We start from the raw sequence: 21618 nt of genomic DNA on the forward strand, positions 1-21618 counted from the left end.
CTGCGCGAAACAGGCCCGCAACCTGCACCGGAGACACCCCCATGACCAGGGACATCATCGCCCTCACCCCGAACATGCCCGACACCAAGACCCTGCTCACCGCCCTGTACGCAGGCGGCCCCGGTCTCACCCTCGCCGCCACCGAGGACGGCGCCGTCCTCCAGCTGTGCACCCCCGCCGGCCGCCCCCTCGTGTCCGTCGAAGCGCCCCTGCTCATCCACACCTCCGGCGAAGCCCAACGCCTCCTCGGCCCCCACGCGCAGCCCCCCGAACCGCCATTCTGGTGGACAGAGGCCCGCGCCACCACCGCCGTACCCGAAGCCGAAAACCTCGCCGGCGCCTTCTGCGGCCGGCTGACCGCCTTCCTCGGCGGCACCGTCTGGCCCTCCGCAGCAGCCACCACCCGCACCGTCACCGCCATCGGGGAACACGACACCGTGCCCGACCCCGGCCCGGCCGTACCCACCGTCGACGTCCTGACCGACTCCACCGCGGTCGTCATCGCCGACCGCCCCGTCCTCCCCCTCACCAGCTGGCTCTCCGCCATTCTCCGCGAGACCACCGCGACGAACCGGGCCCTCCACCTCGTCACCCCACCCCACACCCGCCTCACCCTCCCCCTGCGCACAGCTCTCGGTGGCGCCCCCCACCGCTGGATCGTCCAGCACCCGCGGAACGGCTACTACGACGGCCTCGCCGGCACCCCCCTCGCCTGGCGCGACGGCACCTTCGCCCCCACCGCCGTCACGCTCTCCGAAGCGTTCACGCCGACGACCGGCCTCGGACAGCAACGGCAGCTGACCGTCTCCTTCCGCACTATCCACCCCGCGGCCCCCAGCCTGATCCTCGGCCAGGCCCTGGAAACCGCGTGGCGCCACCTCACCGGTGCGGCACCCACCAGCTGGGGCACCGCCGAACCCGTCAACCTGCCCTGGTCCCCCACCCAGTTGACCGACCTGGCCCGCAACCGCGCACCCGCCCCCACCCACCTCCTCGCGGTCGGCGCCCCCGAACGACCGGCCATCGCCACCCACCTCACCACCCGCACCACAGCCGGCGTCGCCGAAGAAACCACCCTGACCCTCGGCTACTCGACCCCACAGGGCGTCCCCCTGGACGCCATCGAGTCCCTGGCCGCAACCCTCGCCACCCATCACAACCTCACCACCATGCTCACCACCCTCCGCACCGCCCGCGCCGACCTCACCCTCCCGCCCCACCTAGAAGGCCCGCCCACCCCCATCGCTTTCACCCTCGGCCCCGGCGACATCCAGACCATCGGCCTCCACCACGCCCAGCACCCACCGACCCCCACACCCCCGAAACAACTCGGCACCCCGGGTCGGCCGACCCTCCACTACACCCTCAGCGGGGGCAGCGCCGCCGAGGGATGGACCGCTCTCCGGCAACTCACCGCCCATCTGAACGCCCGCGCGGCAGACGGCAGTTGAGAGGTGACAGCGGGGACTGTCCAGCCGGCACCCCTCACCCGGCGGGTGACTTACTCGAGTACCAAAGGTGATCCGCCCGCTGATCGAGTTGATGGCCGGCCCATCGGTGAAGAAATAGTCAGCCATCGTGCTGTGGGCGTCCTGGTTGTCTGCGACCGCCTCCGTAACGGCTGCCTGAAAGTCCGGTGACTCCACGAACTGCTTCTTGGAGTTCACCTTGGTCTGCCTGATCAGGTCCGGATCGGCGAGCAGCCGCCGGACGAGTCCCTGCACGAACTCCCTGATCTGGGACTCAGCGAACGATTCGGCACCGAAGAGGTCGTTCATCTTGTCTATGACGACCTGGAGCGCGACGTACTTCGGTTCCTTCCCACGAGCGAGATGTCGACGTCAGCGGCCCCAGGCGGAGTCGGCAATGACCTTCTCCAGCAGGCGCAGGAAGATCGAGAGCATCTCCATGTAGGGGTCGCCGTAGTCGACGATCTGGGACGTCCTTGCGGAACAGGTCGAGCGCCTGGAGCGTGACCTTGTCCCCTTCCTCGATCGCCCGCGCATAGCGGCGCCGGAAGTCGTGCTGCGCCGGGCTGATCGCCGCCGAGAGCGCGTTGTTGCCCTTCCGGGTCACCCACAGCTCGGCGGCCTTGCGGACGTCGTCCTCGGCGTAGTGCCTCGACCTGCCGAACTTCACCAACGGCACCGACGCGAGGCTATGGACCTGCACCGGCGGCGACTCGCAGAGGTTCCGGGTCGTCCCCACCGGACACACCGGCAAGGTCCCGCCCGCCGCCCAGTTCGACCAGGCCAAGCGCGGCATGACCGCGGTCCAGGCCCAGGCCACGAAGCAACTCTTCGCCCTGAAGGCCCAGTTGGCCACCGCCCGCAAGGCCGCCACCGCCACGGACACCGCCGTCCAGGCCGCGTACACGATCGCGGACGGCAACGGCGCCCCGCGCGGCCGGGGCCTGCTCGCCGCCCAGCAGAAAGCCCAGGTCACCAAGGGTGCCGTGGCGGCGCTGGAAGCCCTGGTCAAGGCGGGCGAGACCGCCGAGGCCGCCACCCGGGCCTCCGGCGCCGACAGCCAGACCATCGCGCAGCGGGCGCTCGTCCAGGCCGCGCAGTCGAAGGCGGAGTTCCGCAAGGAGGCCGCGCGGACCGCCGAACTCCAGGCGAAGACCGCCTCGGACGCGGCGAAACTGCACCGGGACAACGCGAAGAAGGACAAGGAGACGCCGAGGCGAAGCTCGCGGTCACCCTGAAGGCCGAGGGCGACGCGAAGACGGCCGCCGCCGACGCCCGTGCCAGGCGGCTGGCCGCCGAGGCGCAGGAGAAGACGGCACTCGCGGAACAGAAGAACGCCGCCGCCAAGCAGGCCGAAGCCAACCAGTACAAACAGACCGCCCAGACCGAGGCCGCCGACGCGCAGAGCGCCAAGGGCAAGGCGGAGGACGCCGAGGCGACCGCGTCCGCCCGCCGCGACGACGCCGTCAAGGCCCGCTACAGCGCCAAGTCCAAGCGCGACGACGCCTGGTCGGCCGAGCAGAAGGCCGACGCCCTGCGCGCCAAGGCCGACGCGAAGGAGGCGTACGCCCAGTCCCTGAACGCCGGAGACGCCGCGACCGCGGCCCGCACGGCCGCCGACACTCCTGGCAGGGCGACCGCCAGCTGTAGTTTGGGGGACAACTGATGCGGCGGGCGGCGCAGAAGGAGGCGAGTACTTCTTCCGCCAAGGCCGCGTCACGGACACCGCGGAACGGACGCCCCCGATCTCGCGTTCCGCCTCCCACCGGACACCTACATCCGACTGACCCACGAGAAGCACGCATGGAACCCCATCAGCAAGACCTGTACCCGGACGTGACCTCCTCGGGCGGACTCGGACCGGCCATGCGAGAGACGGCGAAGCTGCTCGGCCTCGACATCGGACTCTCCTCTTGGGTCACCGACATCGTCAGCATCGAGACGCCGAGGGGTCACGTATCGGTCGACCTCTCCGGAGGAACGGCGCTTCCATCTACGCGTCCACATTCCCAGCCACTCCTGGAAGATCGGCTCGACAGATGACCTCGGAAAGCTAGTGGAAGCAGTCGCCGCCTGGCGGGAAGGAGTACCGCTCGCCGAACTGGCGGTGGAATTCGGCTTTCTGGAACTCGACGAGTTCACCAAGGCACTGGAAAGAGGCGAGCCCACCGTCTCGCAGTGGACCGACCTCCTGTCGTCCGACTTCCACCACGGGCAAAGGGACCTTCTGCGTCGCCTCCACGCGGACGAGGTACTCCGGAACACGTTCCCGACGATCACCCACGGCGCCGTACGACTGCGAGTTGACCCGCTGGACGGGACGAGCCGTCAGATCCTGGTGCACGAGCCGGACGCGGGGCGTTACAAGGTCGTCCACCCCGGGGCGCCCGGCGCCGACTGGATCGAGGTGCCGAGGAACGACCTGATCACTCACCTGCGCGCGGCCCTGACCGAAGAGGAGTGACCACGGCGGACCGCCGAGATCCAGACACCGCCGAGTCAAACATCCCCGGCGGGGCTCCCTCACCGCATCGGGCACCGCCACAGCCGCTTCCCTATCCGCCCAACTCACCATCGGCGCATCGGCGTCGAACTGATCGATGACCCAGGTATGGGTGCCGACCTGGTTCGCGTCGGCGGCGGCCGTGCAGGGCCCAAGCCACCTACCGCACGTCACGACGCCCCACTCCGCCCCGCGAGACCCAGACGACCACACCATCACCGACACGGTGCACGACTCCCACGACTGGCCGGTGAGTTCGTCCGCCCGTACTACGACACGGGCGCCCCCTATGGAACCCTGGTGGACGCGGCGGACGACCAGACACCATCCCAGACCGGCACGGTCTACGACGAGGACCACCTCTCCGAGCTGTCCTCGACGGGCACGGCAGCCGGCACGACGTATCTCTACGACGCCGACGGCGCCCCGCTCCTGCGCCGTGGCCCGGACACCACGACCCTCTACGCCGGCGACGAGGAGCTCACCCTCAAGAAGGGCGCGGCCGGCGCCGACGACGCTACATCTCGATCGCCGGGGAGACGGTCGCCGTCCACTCCTCCGACGGGCACTTCACGTACCTGATCCCCGACCACCAGGGCACCGCCACCCTGGCCGTCGACTCCCAGCCTCAGGCCGTCACCCGGCGCCAGTACAAGCCCTTCGGCGAGACCCGGAGCCAGTCCGGGCCCTGGAGCGGGCAGCGCGGCTTCGTCGGCGGTGTCCAGGACGGCAACACGGGCCTGACGAACCTGGGGGCACGGGAGTACGACCCGGCGACCGGCCGCTTCCTGAGCCCCGATCCGGTGCTGGACCCGGGCGCCCCGCAGACCTGGAACGCGTACGACTACGCCGCCGACTCCCCCGTCCCCCTCTCCGACCCCTCCGGGGAGTGCCCCGCCGACCTGTGCGGCGTCGGCTACCCCATCGGCGGCACCGGCACCGGTCCCGGCAACCCCGTCCGCTACATCACCGACGGCCCCGGCGGCTCCAACCACGCCACCTGCCACCACGGGCACTGCTCCGACGGTCACTCCTTCGGGTCCGGCGGCGGGAACATCAGCGAGAAGACCTACGACCCGCAGGCCGAGGCCGCCGCCGTGGCCCGCGCCAAGTCCACGGCCAACGCCGCGGTAGCGGCGGCGAGGAAACAGGCGTCGGGGCTGAAGCACCAGCTGCTGAACCTCGTCGCGGACGTCCTCGGCATCACCGACGCCTACGACTGCTTCACCAAGGGCGACGCCATGGGCTGCCTCGACACGGCCCTGACCGCCGTGCCCTGGGGCAAGGCGTTCAAGGCCATCAAGGTCGGGGTGGAGGCCTTCAAGATCTGGCGGCAGCTCGACCGGGCCTACACGGCGGTGAAGGACGCGGAGGAGGCGGCGCGCGTCGCGCAGGACGCGGCCCGGGCCGAGCGGGCGATGGCTGAGGCACGGCAGTCGGAGAGCGCGGGGGCGGACGCGGGGGAGGCCGCCACCTGCGCGGTCCACAGTTTCACGCCGGGCACCGCGGTGCGGCTGGCCGACGGCCCGGTGAGAGCGATCGGCAAGCTGAAGGCGGGCGACAAGGTCCTCGCGACGGATCCCCAGACGGGCGTCACGGCCGCGGAGCCGGTCCAGCAGGTCATCGTCACCGGGACTTCACGACCCTGACCCTGACGGCACCCCCGGTCCGCGCCCCGCCGCCCGCCGCCGGCAACAAGTCACAGACGCTGACCACCACTTGGCACCACCCCTTCTGGGACGCCGGACACCGACGCTGGACCGACGCCCACAACCTGGCCCCCGGCACAAAACTCCGCCGGCCCGACGGAACGACCGTCACGGTGACGGGGGTACGGAACGTCCACCGGGACGGGGTCACCTATGACCTGACGGTCGGGGAACTGCATACGTGCTTTGTGCTGGCGGGGACTACGCCGATCCTTGTTCATAACTGTAATTCCGCTCTCGCGGACCTGCCGATCCATGAGACGCCCACGCGGTTTTATGCGAAGGCAAGTGAGATGGTGGATCGAATCGCCGGCAACCCGACGACACGCGAGCAGATGTACGGCAGCGCCGCCGCGGGTCACGGCGGAGTGACAGCCCTCTCCAACGAGGATCTCATTCGCTTCGACGGGCCGAATGGGAGGGAACCGATAACAAGATTCCGGGACTTTTCCCCGGGAGACGGTATAAATCTTCCGGCATCCGTACTGCACATCGCCGACGGGAACAACCGGACGGCCGAGATAGCCAATCGAGTTCTTTCCGGGGATATGCATCCAGATATCCTGATCGAGATGATGATCGGAGGGCACTAGTGAAAGTTTGGGCTACCGGTAGAACCTGGGTCTGTGTTCGGGCGGCAGAATCAGCGCCTCCCGTTTCCTGGCTCAGCTGCTGGAGTCGGGCTCACGGGGCCGGTGCGGAGGAAGTGCGCAAGATTTTGAATGAGATCAAGGAGTCGATTACGGATCCGGTTCGAGTTGGCCCTTACGGGCCGACCATCGGGCGTCCCGGGCACTATGAATCCTGGGAATCCGCCCGGGGAGATATCACCGATATTTCAGATGGTTCGCTCGATTTTCGCGCGGCGGAATCGAGGTCGACACTTGAGGATATCGATGAGCACCATGGAGCGATACGGGCGCATTGTGTCGGGGTTCTACGAGGGGTACTTCGTAAAACTCCACGGCGACTCCGAGGTCACCGGCGGATACTACATCTATCTGGTCAACGATCTGTCCGCGCCCACGGACGGGGGAGACTACTGGGTGGCGGACAGAGCTGAGCTTGAGGCGTTTGTGGAGTCTTCCCGGTGGGAGATCGATTGGCTTCCTGACTCGGATTCGCCGGCTTGACGGGGCAGCAGCTCTCGGTCAAGAGGCAGGATCGAAGCGGGAGTTTGATCTTTTTCTGCGTAGGTTTCCGCTCGACTTGTCCTCCGGTGTGACCCCTGTCAGCCTCCCGTTGGTGAAGCCCTTTCCTTCGGCTGCCGCTAGTTCCTCCACCCGTTTTTTGACCGAGTGCTCGGCGGTTCCCTCCTTGCTCTGGAGTAGCCAAGGCGGCATCTGCCATTTGTTGTAGAGGTTGTCGTGGGAGTCCGTGGCTCTGATGCGGAATCCGTACTGCTCTCCGATTAATTCGTTGACCGCGCTTATTACCCACATACAAGCCTTGCAGGGCTTCAGTGAGCCGCCTAGGTACTCCGTGGATGTGGTCTGGTCCGGGGCAGCTGATTTTAGTTTCTTCTCGATCATGTCCCCCACCGCCAGCATCTCCGCATGCACACTCGCAGAGCTGCCCTCGCTTTCGTTCATTTCCCACTGGACGCCTCTTCCGGCCGCCTCCTGGGCCTCCTTCCACCAGCCTTCGTCGGCCTTTCCCGGGTCGTAGCCGCCCAGGACTAGGGCGGCCAGCTTGTTGCGGTCCTGGATGGATCTCCGGTCCCGTTCCGTCCGGCCGCTCGCCACCGTTTCACGGCGGGTGAAATCCTTGGCCGCCCCGAACTTCTCCCCCGCCTTCTCGCGATGGCCCTGCTTGAACGGGCGGTCCGTGTTCCCGTACGCGTGGAATTCACCGCCGCTCAGTGTGACGGCTACATGCGGTGTGGCCTTGTTGTAACTTCTCCTTTCCGCGTCCGACTTCAGCCCTTGCATCTGACCGGTGTCGTGTTCCTCAAGGCCGTCGTTCAGGAGACGTGCTACGCGGTCGAGCATGCGCAGTTCGGGTTCGGGGTCGTTACCGGAGCGGGCGGCTGTTCTCTCGTAGGCGAGTACGAGATCCGCGTAATCCCCCTCGCTTCCGCTGTCCAGTTCGGGGTTTCCGCCGATCTGTGTGCCCGACATGTTGACGCGCGGGCCCTCCACCATCGCCGGAGTCGCTTCGGCCACCGACAGTTCCGATTCCGAGGATTCCTCCTCTTCCTCGGCCTCCTGCCTGCCCCTTTTCGGATGCATCGGCACGCTGAAGCTCCGCGAGGGCGGCCTTTTGCCCGGACCCGAAGCTCCCTGGCCTGAAGCTCCCTGCCCCGAAGCACCCGCACCCGAGCCGCCCGGACCAGGCGCCCGCTGCACCGGCCGCTCCGCCCTGCGCAGCATCTGGACAACCGCCGCATTGCCCGCGCTGCCCTGGAACGCCAGCAGCGGAGGCAGGGCCGGCGCGGCGTGGTCGGCAGCCCCGCCGCCCGTACCCCGCCGCCGGTGATCCGCCTCGTCCCGCCTGGCCTCATCGTTCGCGTGCATGTTCTTCCTCCCGGGCCGGGTCCACCGGAGCCGATGCCCCGCCCGCATCCCTGCCCAGCAAAGCGCCGCCGATCCGGCCACTGTTCCGTCAACTCCCGTTCGGGGCAAGCGGGCGAACCCCGTACAGGCCGAGTTGAGCCCTGTCCGATCGACGGGGGCTGTGTGACGATCGGCCCCGTGACGCCGGCCCGACAGGCCCGAGTCCATTTCCGAACCCGGATCACGGAGGAGGAACACGATGAGAACGGCACCCGGCCACGGCACACCCCGCCCCCTGCCCCAAAAAGGGCACCCATACGGACACTCCCCGCGCGGCGGATGGGCAGACCTGGCCTGGGAGTGGTCGAAATCCGGCACCCGGCACGCCGCCCTGACGCGGCTGCTGCGCCGGCTGCCGGGGGTCGATACGGACACCGCCTACCGGTTCGGACTCGTGGAACGCCCGCACTACGCCTACGGGATACGCCGGGCGACCGAGTCGGCGGCCCGGCTGGGCCTGCCGGGCGTGACCGTGGTGGAGTTCGGCGTCGCCGGCGGGAACGGGCTGCTGGCGCTGGCGCGGCATGCCCGGCACTACGCACGGGCCACGGGGGTCGAGGTGCGGGTCGTCGGCTTCGACACGGGTGCCGGGCTGCCGCCGAACAAAGACGTCAGAGATCTGCCGTATCTGTTCGGCCCCGGCTACTACACGATGGACGAGGCCCGGCTGCGGTCCCGGCTCGGCAGCAGTGCGGAGGTCGTGTTCGGCGACGTCGCCGAGACCGTCCCCCGCTTCCTCGACACCCACGCCCGCACCCTGCGTGCGCACCCCGTCGGATTCGTCTCCTTCGACCTCGACTACTACTCCTCGACGCTGGCCGCCCTGGAGATCTTCCGCGGCCACGACCACACCCGGCTGCTCCCCCGCGTGACCTGCTACCTCGACGACCTCCCCGGCACGATCGAGCAGATCGGGGAAGCGGCGGCGGTCGCCGAGTTCAACGCCGAGCACGACGACCGGGCACTCGGCCGCGTCCTGGGCCTGCGCTCCTTCACCCCGCTCGACCCGCCCTGGGCCGACCAGATCTACGCCCTCCACCACTTCGCCCACCCCGACTACGCAACCCTGGAGACGGGGGCCACCGGCGACCAACTGCCCCTGACCGAGTAAGCCGGATAAGCCGGATAAGCCGAGTAAAACAAATGCCGAACAAGGCCAGGCGCCGGCCGACCAGCAACTGACCGAGCCACCGACCGGCCACCGACACGTGGACGTCCCCACACCCGCCCGAGCCACCGGCCGACGGCAACATGAGCAACCCCCGCGAGGCCACCCCGAAGCCCCCCCACGGCCGAACCGAAAACACCCGCCACCCGAACCGAAGCCCCCGCCACCCGAAAACCCACCCGATCAAACCCCCGGCACCCCCTCCACCTCAGACCCCCCACCCCTCCTCCCCGCAGCAACAGTCCGCGCCGCCTCGAACGCCACCCTCCGCAACGCCGGAGCGAACCGCGCGGGATCGAACCGCTGATCCGCGCTGGCCACCGAGAGCGCGGCGACAGGATGGCCGTCGGGCCCCATGACCGGCACGGCGACGCAGCTGAGGCCCGGCGCGGCCTCCTGGCGGTCGTAGGCGATGCCGTCGCGGCGGACGGTCCGCAGTTCCGCGCGCAGTTGTGCCGGGTCCGTCAGGGTGGACTCGGTCCGGCGGTGCAGCCTCGTCCCCATGGTGGTCTCCATGGCGTCGTGGTCGAAGGCCAGCAGGACCTTGCCGACGCCGGTGCAGTGGGCGGGCAGCCGGGCGCCGACGCGGGAGGGGGAACGGGCCGCGCGGTGGCCGTGGATCTTGTTGACGTACACGATGTCGGTGTCGTGCAGCACCGCCAAGTGCACGGTCTCGTGGGTCAGTTCGTAGAGGTCGATGAGGTGCGGGAGGAGCCGTTCGCCGAGGAGCGGCGGGGTCGGGCCGTAGGCCTTGGTGCCGAGGTCGAAGAGGCGGGCGCCCAGCCGGTAGTCGCTGCCGACCCGTTCGACGACGTCGTTGCGCTGGAGGATGGCGAGCAGCCGGAAGGCCGTCGACTTGCTGAGCCGGGTGCGGCGCGCCAGTTCGCTCACGCCGATCTCCCCGTCGTGCTCGGCGAGCGACATGAGCAGGACGAGCGCCTTGTCCACCGCGGTCTGCCGGCCGGGGGCCGCGGCCGGCCCGGCGGACTCGGCGAGCGCGGATTCGGTGCGCGGGGTGTGGGTCATGGCGAACTCCGGTGAGACGGGTGAGGCCATCAGATTGGACGCCCGTCCACTTTAGTAACCTTCCCGGCCTTTGCGAACCTCTCGGACCGTGACAGAAGGCACATTTACCTACCGCGCAGAAGATCAACCCCCACCGCCGGTCACCCTGCCGACGCCGACCACCCCGCCAACGCCCCTCACCCCGCCCCCGACACACCCCCTTGCCGCCGCACACTGCTCGGCGTCACCCCGAACATCTCCTTGAACACCCTGCTGAAATGCGCCGTGTCATTGAACCCCCACCGAAAGGCGACATCGGTGACCGTCCGGTCACCCCCGCACCCCGCCAGCTCCCGATAGCAATGCTTCAGCCGCCGCACCCGGATCCACCCCCCGACCGTCGTCCCCGTCTCCGCGAACGCGAGATGCAGCGTGCGCACGGAGACATCGAGCGCCTCCGCGACAGCCGGCGCGCTCAGCTCGGAGTCGTCCAGCCGCTCCTCGATGTACCGGCGGGCCCGGCGGGAGAGGGCCGCGCGGGCGGTGGGCCGCTGCCGGGCGGGGGCGAGCGCCGGGCCGAGGGTGTCGAAGAAGGCCTGGCAGGCGATGGCGAGCCCCGCGTCGCTGAGGTGGTCCAGTTCGCGCGCGATGGCCAGCAGCTGTCCTGCGGCGATGGCCGCGAGCCCTGTCCCGGCCCCGGCCGGCACCGCGCTCCTGCGCCGGGCAGCCGCCGCCAGCGGCTGCGGGACCCGTTCGCGCGGCAGCAGCAGGGACAGTTCGTGATGCGGTTCGACGGCGTCGAAGCCCTCGGCCAGCTCGCTGTCCCAGACCAGGAGGTCGCCGGGGCCGACGGGCACCTCGCCGTCCGCGTACCGGCACACCAGACGGCCGCTGAGGTTGACCAGGATCCCTACCAGGGGCCGCGGGCCGGGCGGGTCCGCGCGGCGGCCCGCGTACCGGCCGCCCCGGAACTCGGCGAGGTCCAGCCCGTCCAGCCGCCGGTGGCGGACGGCAGCCTCGAAGGGTTCCGGGCCGGGGAACGACAGGGTCCAGGCGAGGTGCAGTTCGGGCATCTTCCGGGTCCAGGCGTCCGGTGCCTCGGCCGGTGACAGGCCGGCGGTCGACCACGTTCCCATCCCGACCGCCTTCCTGTGTGCCCTCTGTGCAGGAAACCCCCTCCCCGGCCGGGGAGGCAACCGGCCGTGCCGCCAGGCGGACCGGCCGCAAAGAGGGCGTGCGCGCACGGTCAAACCGGGTTGCGCCCCTGATCAAGCGATGTTTCGCGGATGTCTCCAGAGTGGTTCGGACCACTTCGGCAGGAGCCCCGGCGGGCCGGCCTTCTGCCACCGGATACCGGCCGAGCCGCCCGCGTGCGCGGTGCCTCGATGCCGTCCAGGGAAGGAGCAGCCGTGAGCGATGTGCGCCCGGTCGTCATCTACGGGGCCAGTGGTTCCACGGGCCGGCTGGTGGCCGAGTACCTGCGCGAGTACGGCGTCCCGTTCGTCGCCGCGGGCCGGGACGGGGCCCGGGTGCGGGCGGCCATGGAGAAGGTCCCGGGCATCGAGACCGCCGACTACGAGGTCGCGGAGACGGACGGGTCCGTGGAGTCCCTGACCCGGCTCTTCGCGGGCCGGCGGGTGGTGTGCAACGTCGTGGGGCCGTTCCTGCGGCACGCGGCGCCGGTCGTGGAGGCGGCGGTGCGGGCGGGCTGCCATTACCTCGACACGGCGGGCGAGCAGAAGTACATGCTGTGGCTGCTCGACGAGTGGGGGCCCAAGTTCGCCGCCGCCGGGCTCGTGGCGTCGTCCGCGATGTCCGTGCAGTACGCGCTGCACGACATCGCCGCCCGCATCTGCCTGGAGACCCCCGGCGTCGACACCCTGGAGCTGGGCTCCTACGCCAACGCGATCCCCACGGTCGGCTCGACCCAGTCCATCTTCGACGTGATCCGCGCGGACGCGCACCACCTGGAGGACGGGCGCCTGAAGAAGTACGACGGAGTCGTCGTCCAGGATCTCGTGGTCCCCGGCTCCGGGTATGTCGTGACCGGTCTGAACTGGGGCGGCACCGCGCTGCCGGTGTTCTTCCGCGACGACCGCCGGGTGCGCAACTGCCGCATGTTCGTCGCGATGCGCAACCAGACCATCTGGAAGCGGGTCGTCGACATGGAGCGACTGTTCAAGGTCTCCTTGCAGTGGCTGCCGGAAGAGGCCCTCTACCCGGTCCTGGACCGGCTGGCGGCCGGTATGACGGCGGACAGTCCGCCGCGCGAGAACCGGCACGTGCAGCGTTCCGTCGACTGGTGCACCGCGCGCGGCAACACGGCGACGTCCCGGGTCGTCATCCACAGCAGCACCGGCTACCAGATGACCGGCCTCATCCAGGCGTACGCCGCCTCCCGGCTGCTCGGCTCCCTCCCCGGCGGGGCGGGCTTCCGCTCGCCGGCCGAACTCCTCGGGCACCGCGAGCTGTTGGGCGTCCTGGAGTCCTACGGCTTCGCGCGCGTCACCGAGGAGAGCGCGGCATGAGCGACCCCGTGTGGATCGCCGGTGTCGGCATGACCCCGTTCGGCGTCCGCCGTGACGCGTCGGTCAAGGAGCTGACCCGGGACGCCGTGACCGAGGCGGTCCACGACGCCGGCGCGCGGCTGGCGGACGTACAGGCGGCCTACTTCGGCAACACCTGCCAGGACGTGCTGGAGGGCCAGCTCGTCGTGCCCGGGCAGATGGCGCTGCGGAGCATGGGGTTCGAGCGGATTCCCGTGGTCAACGTCGAGAACGCGTGCGCGACCGGCGCGACCGCGCTGCATCAGGCGGTGCTGCACGTGCGGTCGGGGGCCGCCGACGTCGTCCTCGCGGTCGGGGTCGAGAAGACGAACGTCGACGACAGGCGCAGGATGCTCGCGCTCTTCGACGGCGGTGTCGACGTCCATGACCCCGACGGCGTCCGCGCGGTCCTGCGCGCACTCGGCGGGGACGTGCCGGCGGACGAGAGCGTGCCGCGCAGCCGGTTCATGGACATCTACGCGGCGCTCGCCCGCGCGCACATGAGCGCCTTCGGTACGACGAAGGAGCAGCTCGCGCTGATCGCGGAGAAGAACCACGCCCACGCCGCGCACAATCCGCTCGCGCACTTCCGCAAGCCCCTGACGGCCGCCGAGATCCTCGCGGCGCGCACGGTCGCCGAGCCGCTGACCGTCCCGATGTGCGCGCCGCTCACCGACGGCGCCGCCGCGGCCGTCGTATGCAACGCGGCCGGTCTGCGCCGGGTGGGCACCACCCGGCCGGTGCGGGTGCTCGCCTCGGTCCTCGGCACCGGTTCGGTGCGCGCGCTGTCGGACTGGGCGGGCTCGGTCAGCCGGCGCGTGGCGGGCGCCGCGTACGAGCAGGCCGGGGTCGGGCCCGAGGACGTGTCGGTGGCCGAGGTCCATGACGCGTCGGCGTTCGGGGAGCTGTTGCAGACCGAGCTGCTGGGGCTGTGCGAGATCGGGACGGGCGGCGCGCTCGCCGCGTCCGGCGCCACCTCCCTGGGCGGGCGTATCCCCGTCAACCCGTCCGGCGGCCTGGAGTCCAAGGGGCACCCCATGGGCGCCTCGGGCCTCGGGCAGATCCACGAACTCGTCCGGCAATTGCGCGGGGCCGCCGGGGCGCGGCAGGTCCCCGGCGCGCGCATCGCGCTCGCGGAGAACGGCGGCGGCATGTACGCGGGCGAGGAGGCCGTGGCCGCGATCACCCTGCTGGGCACCTGAACACCACTACGAACGGAGCCGCGATGACCTACGACACCCTCGCCGTCCGGCGTGCGGGCCGCGTCCTGTACGTCGACCTCGACAACCCGCCGCTGAACCTGATGACCGCCGCGATGGCCGGGGAGCTGTTCGACCTCGCCGGGAAGCTGGTCTTCGACCAGGACACCTCGGTCGTGGTCCTGGGCAGCGCCCACCCCGACTTCTTCGTCGCGCACTTCGACATCGGCGACCTCTTCCGCGCGCTGGACGACCCGGACGCCCCGCGCAGCAAGTACCCCGACATCAACGTCCTCCAGGCGCTGACCACCATGTGGGAGTCCCTGCCGCAGGTGACGGTCGGACTCGTCGACGGCGTCTGCCGGGGCGCGGGCCTTGAGTTCCTGCTCGCCCTCCACCTGCGCTTCGCCACCCCGCGGAGCCGCTTCTGCTTCCCCGAGGCGAGCGCCGGTTTCCTGCCCGCCGGCGGCGGCACCACCCGTCTCGCCCTCCAGGCGGGCCCGGCCCGCGCCCGCGAAGTCCTGCTCTCCGCCCGGGACTTCGACGGCGAGGAGGCCGCCGCGTACGGCATCGTCAACCGCGCCCTGCCCGCCGACGGCATCCGCGCCCACGTCGACGACCTCGCGCGGCGCATCGCCGCCCGCTCGCCGGGTTCCGTGCGGGCGGTCAACCAGGTGCTGGCGAAGGTCTACGACCCGGCGCTCGACGCGCAGTTCTCCGGTTTCGCCGCCGAGAACGACGCCCTGCGCACCCTGCTCGCGGACCCCGCCGTACGGCAGGAGCTGGGCAGGCTCGCGCGGCTCCAGGACGTCGAGCACGAGCTGGACCTCCCGGCGGCGATCGCGAGGAGCACGGCATGACCTCCGTACGCCCCGGGCTGCCGTACGTGGAGCCCACCGGCTTCGAGGCGCCGCTCGACGAGGACGAGCGCGCGGTGCAGCAGGCCATGCACCGGTTCGCGCGTGAGGTGATGCGGCCGGCCGGGATCGCGCTGGACCGGCTGAGCGCGGCGGAGGCCGTCGCGCCGGACTCGCCGTACTGGCGGTTCCTGAAGACCGCCGAGGCGTCCGGGATCGAGTTCGACGTGAGCGCGCCGGACGTGCCGCCCGCCGCGCTGGCCCGGCTCCAGGCGATCGCGGTCGAGGAGCTGGGCTGGGGCGACGCGGGGCTCGCCGTCTCGCTGGGGACCGGGGCGTTCCCCCGGATGATGGCGGCCCGCTCGGGACGCGAGGAGCTGGTCGGCCTGTGCGAGGGCCGGATCGGCTGCTGGATCGGCACGCAGCCCGACCGGGGCTCCGACGGGCTGAGCCTGTACCCGGCCGAACGGCACCCGGCCGCCCGCCAGGGCAACAAGGGCAACCTGACCGCCCGGGTGTCCGGCGGCGAGATCGTGATCAGCGGGCAGAGTTCGGCGTGGGTGTCCAACGGTCCCGTCGCGCAGGTCGCGCTCGTCACGATCGCCGCCGACTACGGCGAGGGCTTCTTCGACGCCGAGGGGCATCCGCACGGCGTCGAGGTCGTCGTACCGCTCGATCTGCCGGGCGTGAGCCGCGGCCGGCCGCTGGAGAAGCTGGGCAAGCGGGCGCTGCCGCAGGGCGAGGTGTTCTTCGACGGCGTGAAGGTGCCGGCGCGGTTCGCGCTGGCGCTGGGCGACGACTACTGGCGCGGGCACGCCGCGACCTGGTCCTCGGCCGGGGTCGCGCTGGGGCAGATCATGACGGGGCTGGCGCGGGCGTCGTTCGAGCACGCGCTGGAGTACTGCCACGGACGGCGCCAGGGCGGCGCCCTGCTCGCCGACCACCAGCTCGTGCAGTACCGGCTGGGCGGCATGGCCCGGAAGGTGGAGGCCGCCCGCGCGGTGTCCCGGCGCGCCACCGACTACACCTTCCGCTCCCCCGCCAGGCACCCGTACTACACCGGCGGTGCCAAGGCCACCTGCACGGACCTCGCCTTCGAGGTGGCCGACGAGGCGCTGCAACTGTTCGGCGGCAACGGGCTCACCCGGGAGTACCCGGTCGAGAAGCTGTTCCGCGACGCCCGCGCGGCCCGCGTCGAGGACGGCGAGAACCATCTGCTCTCCCTGAAGTTCGGCCGGCTGACCTGCCTGCTGCACCGCGCGGGCCGGGCCACGGAAAGGATCTGAGGACATCTCCATGGCAGTGACCGATTTCTTCGACCAGGGCTGGCGGGCAGGACCGGACGCGCCGGCCTTCGTCGCGGGCGAACGGACCTTCACCTACCGCGAGATCGGCGAGCTCTCCTGCCGGGTGGCGAACGCGCTGCTGCGCCTGGGCCTCGCCCCGGAGACGAAGGGCGCGGTGCTCGCCGGCAACGACCCTCTCGCCTGGGCGTGCGTGCTCGGCATGTGGCGGGCGGGGCTGGCCTGGGTACCGCTCAACCCGGCCGATCCGCCCGCGCAGACCCGGCGGCTCATGCGGAGTTTCGACTGCGAGGTGCTGTTCTGCCAGGAACAGTTCCTGCCGGTCGCCGGTGAACTCGGCGACGGGCCCGGGCAGTTGCGGTCGGTGGTCGTCCTGGGTACGGCGGCCACGTCCGGCGCCCTCACCCTGGACGAGTTCCTGGAGGGGGAGTCCGGCGACCTCCCCGGCCATCTCCCCGCCCCGGAGTCGGTCGCGGGCGTCATGCCGACCGGCGGGACGACCGGCGCGCCCAAGGGCGTCATGAACACCCACCGCGGGCTCGGCGTGAGCGCCGTCCACCAGATGCTCGCCGCCCCCTACGAGCCCGGCGAACGCGTCGTGAACCTGGTCGCCGCCCCCATGACGCACACCGCGGGCACCCTCACCCTCCCGTGCGCGGCGCGCGGCGGGACCGTCGTCGTGATGTCCCGCCCCGACCCGCTCGCCCTCCTCGACCTCATCGAGGAACACCGCGTCACCGAGCTCTTCCTCCCCCCGACGGTCATCTACCGCCTGCTGGAGATCCCGGGCGTCGAGCGGCGGGACTTCTCCTCGCTGAAGTACTTCATGTACGGCTCGGCCCCCATGTCCACGGAGAAGCTGCGCCGGGCCATCGAGGTGTTCGGCCCGGTGATGTTCCAGGGCTACGGGCAGACGGAGGCCCCGTCGGCGATCGCCTTCCTGCGCCCGCAGGAGCATCTGGCCGACGACGACGCGCGGCTCTCGGCGGCCGGGCGGCCCGCGCCGCTGGTGCGGGTGGAGGTGCTCGGCCCGGACGGGCGGGTGCTGCCCGTGGGAGACACCGGTGAGATCTGTGTGCGCGGCGATCTGGTCATGAAGGGCTACTACAAGGACCCCGTCAGGACGGCCGAGACCATAGTCGACGGCTGGCTGCACACCGGTGACATCGGCTTCCTGGACGACCAGGGGTTCCTCCACCTCACCGACCGCCTCAAGGACATGATCATCTCGGGTGGTTTCAACATCTGGCCGAGCGAGGTCGAGCAGGTGATCTGGACCCACCCGGCCGTGCAGGACTGCGCGGTCGTCGGCGTGCCGCACGAGGACTGGGGCGAGGCCGTCACCGCCGTGGTCGAGCTGAACGCCGGCGCGGAGCTGACCGAGGCCGAGCTCCTCGCGTACTGCCGCCCCCGGCTCGGCGGCGTCAAGACCCCCAAGACGGCCCTGTTCGTGGACGCGCTGCCGCGCAGCGCCAACGGCAAGGTCCTGAAGAAAGACGTCCGCGAGCCGTTCTGGCGCGGACGCCGACGCGGCATCTAGCGACTGCTCGCCGCGGGCATCTCACGGGCCCCCACGGCCCGTTTCCAGAAAAAACGAAAGAAGAAGACCGATGAAGCTCATGCGCGCCGCGCGCCTGCACCTCCCCAGCCACAAGCTGACGATCGAGGAGGTCCCCCGGCCCGTCCCCGGGCCCGGGCAGGTCCTGGTCGAGGTCGCGGCGGCGGGCGTCTGCATGTCGGACGTCCATCTCATCGACGGCTCCCTCGGCCGCCCGCCGCACCTCAAGGGCGACACCGTCACCATCGGCCACGAGGTGGCCGGCACCGTCGCGGACACCGGCCCCGGAGTGACCGGGTGGACCCCCGGCCGACGGGTCGTCCTCCAGGCCGGGGACGCCAAGAACGGCGAACTGCACACCCGGGGCGTCGACTTCGACGGCGGCTGGGCCGAGTACGCCCTGGCGAGCGTGGAGTCGGTGTTCGCCGTGCCGGACTCGATCCCGCTGGAGCAGGCGGCGATCATCCCGGACGCGGTGTCCACACCGTGGGACGCCATCGTCCGTACCGGCGCGGTCCGTCCCGGGGAGGCCGTCGGCGTGTGGGGGGTGGGCGGTCTCGGGGCGCACGCGGTGCAGTTGCTGCGGGCCGTCGGCGCCTATCCGGTCATCGCGGCCGATCCCGCGCCGGCCGCCCGGCAGCGGGCCCTTGAGCTGGGCGCCGACCTCGCCCTGGACTCGGCGGACCCCGCGTTCGCCGACCACGTCCTGTCCGCCACCAAGGGCAGGGCGCTGAACGTCGCCTTCGACTTCGCCGGGGTCAGTCCGGTGCACGAGCAGGCGCTGTCCGTCCTCGCCCCCGAGGGCCGCCTGGTCCTGGTCGGGCTGTCCGGCCGCCCCCTGGTGGTGAGCGACAGCACCCGGTTCAGCTACCTGAGGCATCACGTCCTCGGGCACTTCGGTACGGCCCTCGACGCCGTGCCGCTGCTGGTGGACCTGGTGGCGGGCGGGCGGCTGGACTTCTCCCGGTCCATCACGGACGTGCTGCCGCTGGAGGAGGCGCCGGCGGCCGTCGAGCGGCTGCACACCAAGGAGGGGAACCCGCTGCGGCTGATCCTCAAGCCCTGACGTGCGGAATGTCACTTCGATGGCAAGTGGCACTTGAGTGCCACTTGCCATCGAAGTGACATAAGGTGAGGCCTGTCCCACCACCCTCATCCGTAGGAGAACAGGTCGTGAGTCAGGCCTCCCCCGCATTGACGTCCGTCGAGAGATCGGCTCCGCCCGGGTCGGGCAGAGGCCGGCTGCGCGGGCATCCCTGGCTGTCGCTGCTGGCCGTCGCGCTCGGCGTGATGCTGGTCGCGCTGGACGGCACGATCGTCGCCATCGCCAGCCCGGCCATCCAGCAGGACCTCGACGCCTCGCTGTCCGACATCCAGTGGGTCACCAACGCCTACCTGCTGGCCATCGCCGTCACCCTGATCACCATCGGCAAGCTCGGCGACCGCTTCGGCCACCGGGGCATCTTCCTCGCCGGGACCGTCGGCTTCGTCGCCACCTCGGCCGCCATCGGACTGATCCCCGACATCAAGGTCATGATCGGGCTGCGGGTCCTCCAGGGCGTCTTCGGCGCGATGCTCCAGCCGACCGCGCTGGGCATCATCCGTGCCTCCTTCCCGGCCGAGAAGCTCAACACCGCCCTGGGCGTGTGGGGCGCGGTCGTCGCCGCCTCCACCGCGGCAGGCCCGCTCGTCGGCGGGCTCCTCGTCGAGCACGTCAACTGGGAGTCCTGCTTCTACATCAACGTGCCCGTCGGCATCATCGCCCTGGTCATGGGCCTGATGTTCCTGAAGGACACCGAGCGCGACCACACCACCAAGTCCTTCGACGCCCCCGGGATAGCCCTGCTCTCCAGCACGCTGTTCCTGCTCGTGTGGGCCCTGATCAAGGCCCCCGACTACGGCTGGGGCGACGCCAAGACCCTCGGCTTCCTCGGCGCGGCGCTCGCCGCAGGCCTGCTGTTCGTGATCCGCGAGAGCCGTACGGACGAACCGCTGCTGCCGCTGCGGCTGTTCCGCTCCGTGCCGCTGTCGGCGGGCGTCGTCCTGATGCTGGTGCTCGCCTTCTGCCTGTTCGGGGCCATGTTCTACATGACCTTCTACCTCCAGAACGTGCACGGGATGAGCGCCGTCGACGCCGCAGTGCGGATGCTGCCGCTGACGGGTCTGATGGTCGTCGGCTCACCGCTGGCCGGCGCGCTCATCAACCGGTTCGGGCCCCGACCCCCGATCGTCGCCGGCATGCTCGTGACCGCCGTGTCGCTGTTCGGGCTGTCGACGCTCGACGCCGGTTCGGGCGCCAACGACACGCTCGGGTGGTTCGCGCTGCTCGGCATCGGCCTCGCGCCCATCATGATCGGCGCCACCGAGGTCATCGTCGGCAACGCGGAGGTGGAGCTGGCCGGGGTGGCGGGCGGACTCCAGTCCACCGCGATGCAGATCGGCGGCACCCTCGGCACCGCCGTCCTCGGCGCGGTGATGACCGGCAAGCTCGACAGCGTGTTCACCGACCGGTGGTCGGCCGCCCGGCTGCCCGCCCTCGACGGCGAGCATCTGGCGCAGGCCAAGGAGGCCGTCTCGGTCGGTGTCGCCCCGGTGCCGCCCGGCGCGCCGCCCGCCGTCGCCGAGACCATCACGCAGATCGCGCACGGCGCCTTCATCGACGGCATGCAGCTCGCCTTCGTCGTCGCCGGCGTGGTGAGTGTCGGGGGCGCCGTGGTCGGCCTGCTGACCAAGCGGGGCCGCAAGGTCGAGGGCGCCGCCGTGCACATCTGATCCGGCCGCCCGCAGACGCGGGAAGCGGCGCGCCGCCCGGTTCGAGCGGCCCGGGCGGCACCTGCCCCGCTTCCCGCCGGGCCGGGGCCCTCGTGGGGACGGCGGGCCCCGGCCCCTTCCGCCGCCCTGTGACAGACTTCCAGCCCAAGGAACGGGAGGCAGGTACGGGATGACGGTCAATCCGGGTCTGCGGGAGCGCAAGAAACTGCGCACCCGCTACGCGATCATCTCCACCGCGGTGACCCTTTTCGTGGAACGCGGCTACGACGAGACCACGGTCGCCGACATCGCCAAGGCGGCCGAGGTCGCCCCGCGCACCTTCTTCCGCTACTTCGCCACCAAGGACGAGGTCGCGCTCGCCCTCATCTCCGAGAGCGACGAGATCGGCTTCCGCGAACTCCGGGCCCGCCCGGCCGCGGAACCCCCCGTCACCGCCCTCGCCAACGCCGCCCGCGCCACCGTGGAACAACTCATGCAGGCCGACGACGGCACCGGCGAGCTGTGGGTGCGCATCCAGCGGCTCCTGGAGCTCTCCCCGCCGCTGCTCGCCGCCCACCTCCAGCGGGCCCTGTCGATGGAGGAGCGCATCGCGCGGTACCTCGCCGAGCGTGAGGGCGTCGACCTCGACACCGACCTGCGCCCCTACCTCGCCGTCGGCGCCGTCGCCACGGCCATGCGCGCGGCCCACCGCCAGTGGGCGGCCCGCCCCGAGGCCACCACCGAGGAGCTCATCCGGGTGCGCGACCTCGCGATGCGTTCGCTTCAGGAGCCGCTGGACTACCACTGGGCGCAGCGCTGAAGCCTTGAGGGGCAGGAAGTCTGCCCCGCGAGGCAGGCCCGGCGGGCAGGGGGTACCGGACGCGGTACGGGCGGCTTACGTTGTTTTCATTGATCTCGGTCAAAGGGTGTCGATGAAAGCTCATGACAGGAGTCGTCCCAGCGCGCCGGACCGTCAGGAGAAAGCCGAACGCCC

The 21618-nt window shown here is 70.8% G+C and carries 18 protein-coding genes and 2 pseudogenes; 17 read left to right on the forward strand and 3 right to left on the reverse strand.

Annotation, left to right across the window (positions count from 1 at the left end):
- The first annotated feature begins 41 nt into the window (after positions 1-41).
- The 8 genes and pseudogenes from ACYUD3_RS18990 to ACYUD3_RS19025 all read left to right on the forward strand — a co-directional run bounded on the left by ACYUD3_RS18990 (position 42) and on the right by ACYUD3_RS19025 (position 6814).
- Positions 42-1451 carry a DUF6177 family protein gene (locus tag ACYUD3_RS18990; protein ID WP_470971278.1) on the forward strand — a complete coding sequence of 470 codons (1410 nt, stop codon included), beginning with the start codon at positions 42-44 and terminating at the stop codon, positions 1449-1451.
- Between the two features lie 665 nt (positions 1452-2116).
- Positions 2117-3102: pseudogene (locus ACYUD3_RS18995) on the forward strand (RICIN domain-containing protein); the annotation flags it as partial.
- A 423-nt stretch (positions 3103-3525) separates the two neighbouring features.
- Positions 3526-3933: a hypothetical protein gene (locus tag ACYUD3_RS19000; protein ID WP_470971280.1), complete on the forward strand. Its 408-nt coding sequence runs from the start codon at positions 3526-3528 to the stop codon at positions 3931-3933.
- Positions 3934-4272: 339 nt separating this feature from the next.
- The gene (locus tag ACYUD3_RS19005) at positions 4273-4554 is read left to right on the forward strand and encodes a hypothetical protein (RefSeq protein WP_470971283.1); all 282 of its coding nucleotides are present in this window, start codon (positions 4273-4275) and stop codon (positions 4552-4554) included.
- Complete coding sequence (locus ACYUD3_RS19010) at positions 4554-5621, forward strand: RHS repeat-associated core domain-containing protein (protein ID WP_470971958.1); 1068 nt, start codon at positions 4554-4556, stop codon at positions 5619-5621. Before ACYUD3_RS19005 ends, ACYUD3_RS19010 begins: the two co-directional genes overlap by 1 nt.
- Positions 5622-5680: 59 nt before the next feature.
- Positions 5681-5845, forward strand: a pseudogene (locus ACYUD3_RS19015) (hypothetical protein); the annotation flags it as partial.
- Between the two features lie 129 nt (positions 5846-5974).
- On the forward strand, positions 5975-6274 hold the full coding sequence (locus ACYUD3_RS19020; protein WP_470971285.1) for a hypothetical protein: 300 nt from the start codon (positions 5975-5977) through the stop codon (positions 6272-6274).
- A 303-nt stretch (positions 6275-6577) separates the two neighbouring features.
- Complete coding sequence (locus ACYUD3_RS19025; protein WP_470971287.1) at positions 6578-6814, forward strand: hypothetical protein; 237 nt, start codon at positions 6578-6580, stop codon at positions 6812-6814.
- A gap of 18 nt (positions 6815-6832) precedes the next feature.
- On the opposite strand, the gene ACYUD3_RS19030 is transcribed toward ACYUD3_RS19025, so the two are convergent.
- Positions 6833-7912, reverse strand: coding sequence for a hypothetical protein (locus ACYUD3_RS19030; protein ID WP_470971960.1), 1080 nt, complete (start codon positions 7910-7912; stop codon positions 6833-6835).
- A gap of 523 nt (positions 7913-8435) precedes the next feature.
- On the opposite strand from ACYUD3_RS19030, the gene ACYUD3_RS19035 reads away from it, so the two are divergent.
- The gene (locus tag ACYUD3_RS19035) at positions 8436-9347 is read left to right on the forward strand and encodes a class I SAM-dependent methyltransferase (protein ID WP_470971290.1); all 912 of its coding nucleotides are present in this window, start codon (positions 8436-8438) and stop codon (positions 9345-9347) included.
- 240 nt (positions 9348-9587) lie between these two features.
- On the opposite strand, the gene ACYUD3_RS19040 is transcribed toward ACYUD3_RS19035, so the two are convergent.
- Entirely contained in the window at positions 9588-10430 is an 843-nt protein-coding gene (locus ACYUD3_RS19040) for an IclR family transcriptional regulator (RefSeq protein WP_470971292.1), read from the reverse strand.
- Positions 10431-10606: 176 nt separating this feature from the next.
- Positions 10607-11545: a helix-turn-helix domain-containing protein gene (locus ACYUD3_RS19045; protein ID WP_470971295.1), complete on the reverse strand. Its 939-nt coding sequence runs from the start codon at positions 11543-11545 to the stop codon at positions 10607-10609.
- Positions 11546-11818: 273 nt separating this feature from the next.
- Between ACYUD3_RS19045 and ACYUD3_RS19050 the strand changes: the two genes are divergently transcribed.
- The 8 genes from ACYUD3_RS19050 (at position 11819) to ACYUD3_RS19085 (ending at position 21444) form a co-directional block, all read left to right on the forward strand.
- Positions 11819-12937, forward strand: coding sequence for a saccharopine dehydrogenase family protein (locus ACYUD3_RS19050; protein ID WP_470971297.1), 1119 nt, complete (start codon positions 11819-11821; stop codon positions 12935-12937).
- Complete coding sequence (locus ACYUD3_RS19055) at positions 12934-14157, forward strand: thiolase family protein (RefSeq protein ID WP_470971300.1); 1224 nt, start codon at positions 12934-12936, stop codon at positions 14155-14157. The genes ACYUD3_RS19050 and ACYUD3_RS19055 overlap by 4 nt, the downstream gene beginning before the upstream one ends.
- Positions 14158-14180: 23 nt before the next feature.
- Positions 14181-15014, forward strand: coding sequence for an enoyl-CoA hydratase/isomerase family protein (locus ACYUD3_RS19060; protein ID WP_470971303.1), 834 nt, complete (start codon positions 14181-14183; stop codon positions 15012-15014).
- Positions 15011-16297: an acyl-CoA dehydrogenase family protein gene (locus tag ACYUD3_RS19065; RefSeq protein WP_470971306.1), complete on the forward strand. Its 1287-nt coding sequence runs from the start codon at positions 15011-15013 to the stop codon at positions 16295-16297. Before ACYUD3_RS19060 ends, ACYUD3_RS19065 begins: the two co-directional genes overlap by 4 nt.
- A gap of 10 nt (positions 16298-16307) precedes the next feature.
- Positions 16308-17855, forward strand: a complete 1548-nt coding sequence (locus ACYUD3_RS19070) for a class I adenylate-forming enzyme family protein (RefSeq protein WP_470971308.1) — start codon at positions 16308-16310, stop codon at positions 17853-17855.
- A gap of 70 nt (positions 17856-17925) precedes the next feature.
- Complete coding sequence (locus ACYUD3_RS19075) at positions 17926-18939, forward strand: zinc-binding dehydrogenase (RefSeq protein ID WP_470971311.1); 1014 nt, start codon at positions 17926-17928, stop codon at positions 18937-18939.
- A gap of 128 nt (positions 18940-19067) precedes the next feature.
- A complete protein-coding gene (locus ACYUD3_RS19080; RefSeq protein ID WP_470971962.1) occupies positions 19068-20645 on the forward strand; it encodes an MFS transporter in 1578 nt (525 codons plus the stop codon).
- Between the two features lie 169 nt (positions 20646-20814).
- Entirely contained in the window at positions 20815-21444 is a 630-nt protein-coding gene (locus tag ACYUD3_RS19085; RefSeq protein ID WP_470971313.1) for a TetR family transcriptional regulator, read from the forward strand.
- Positions 21445-21618: the final 174 nt, after the last annotated feature.

The sequence above is a fragment of the Streptomyces sp. AMJ-169 genome (assembly GCF_055597585.1).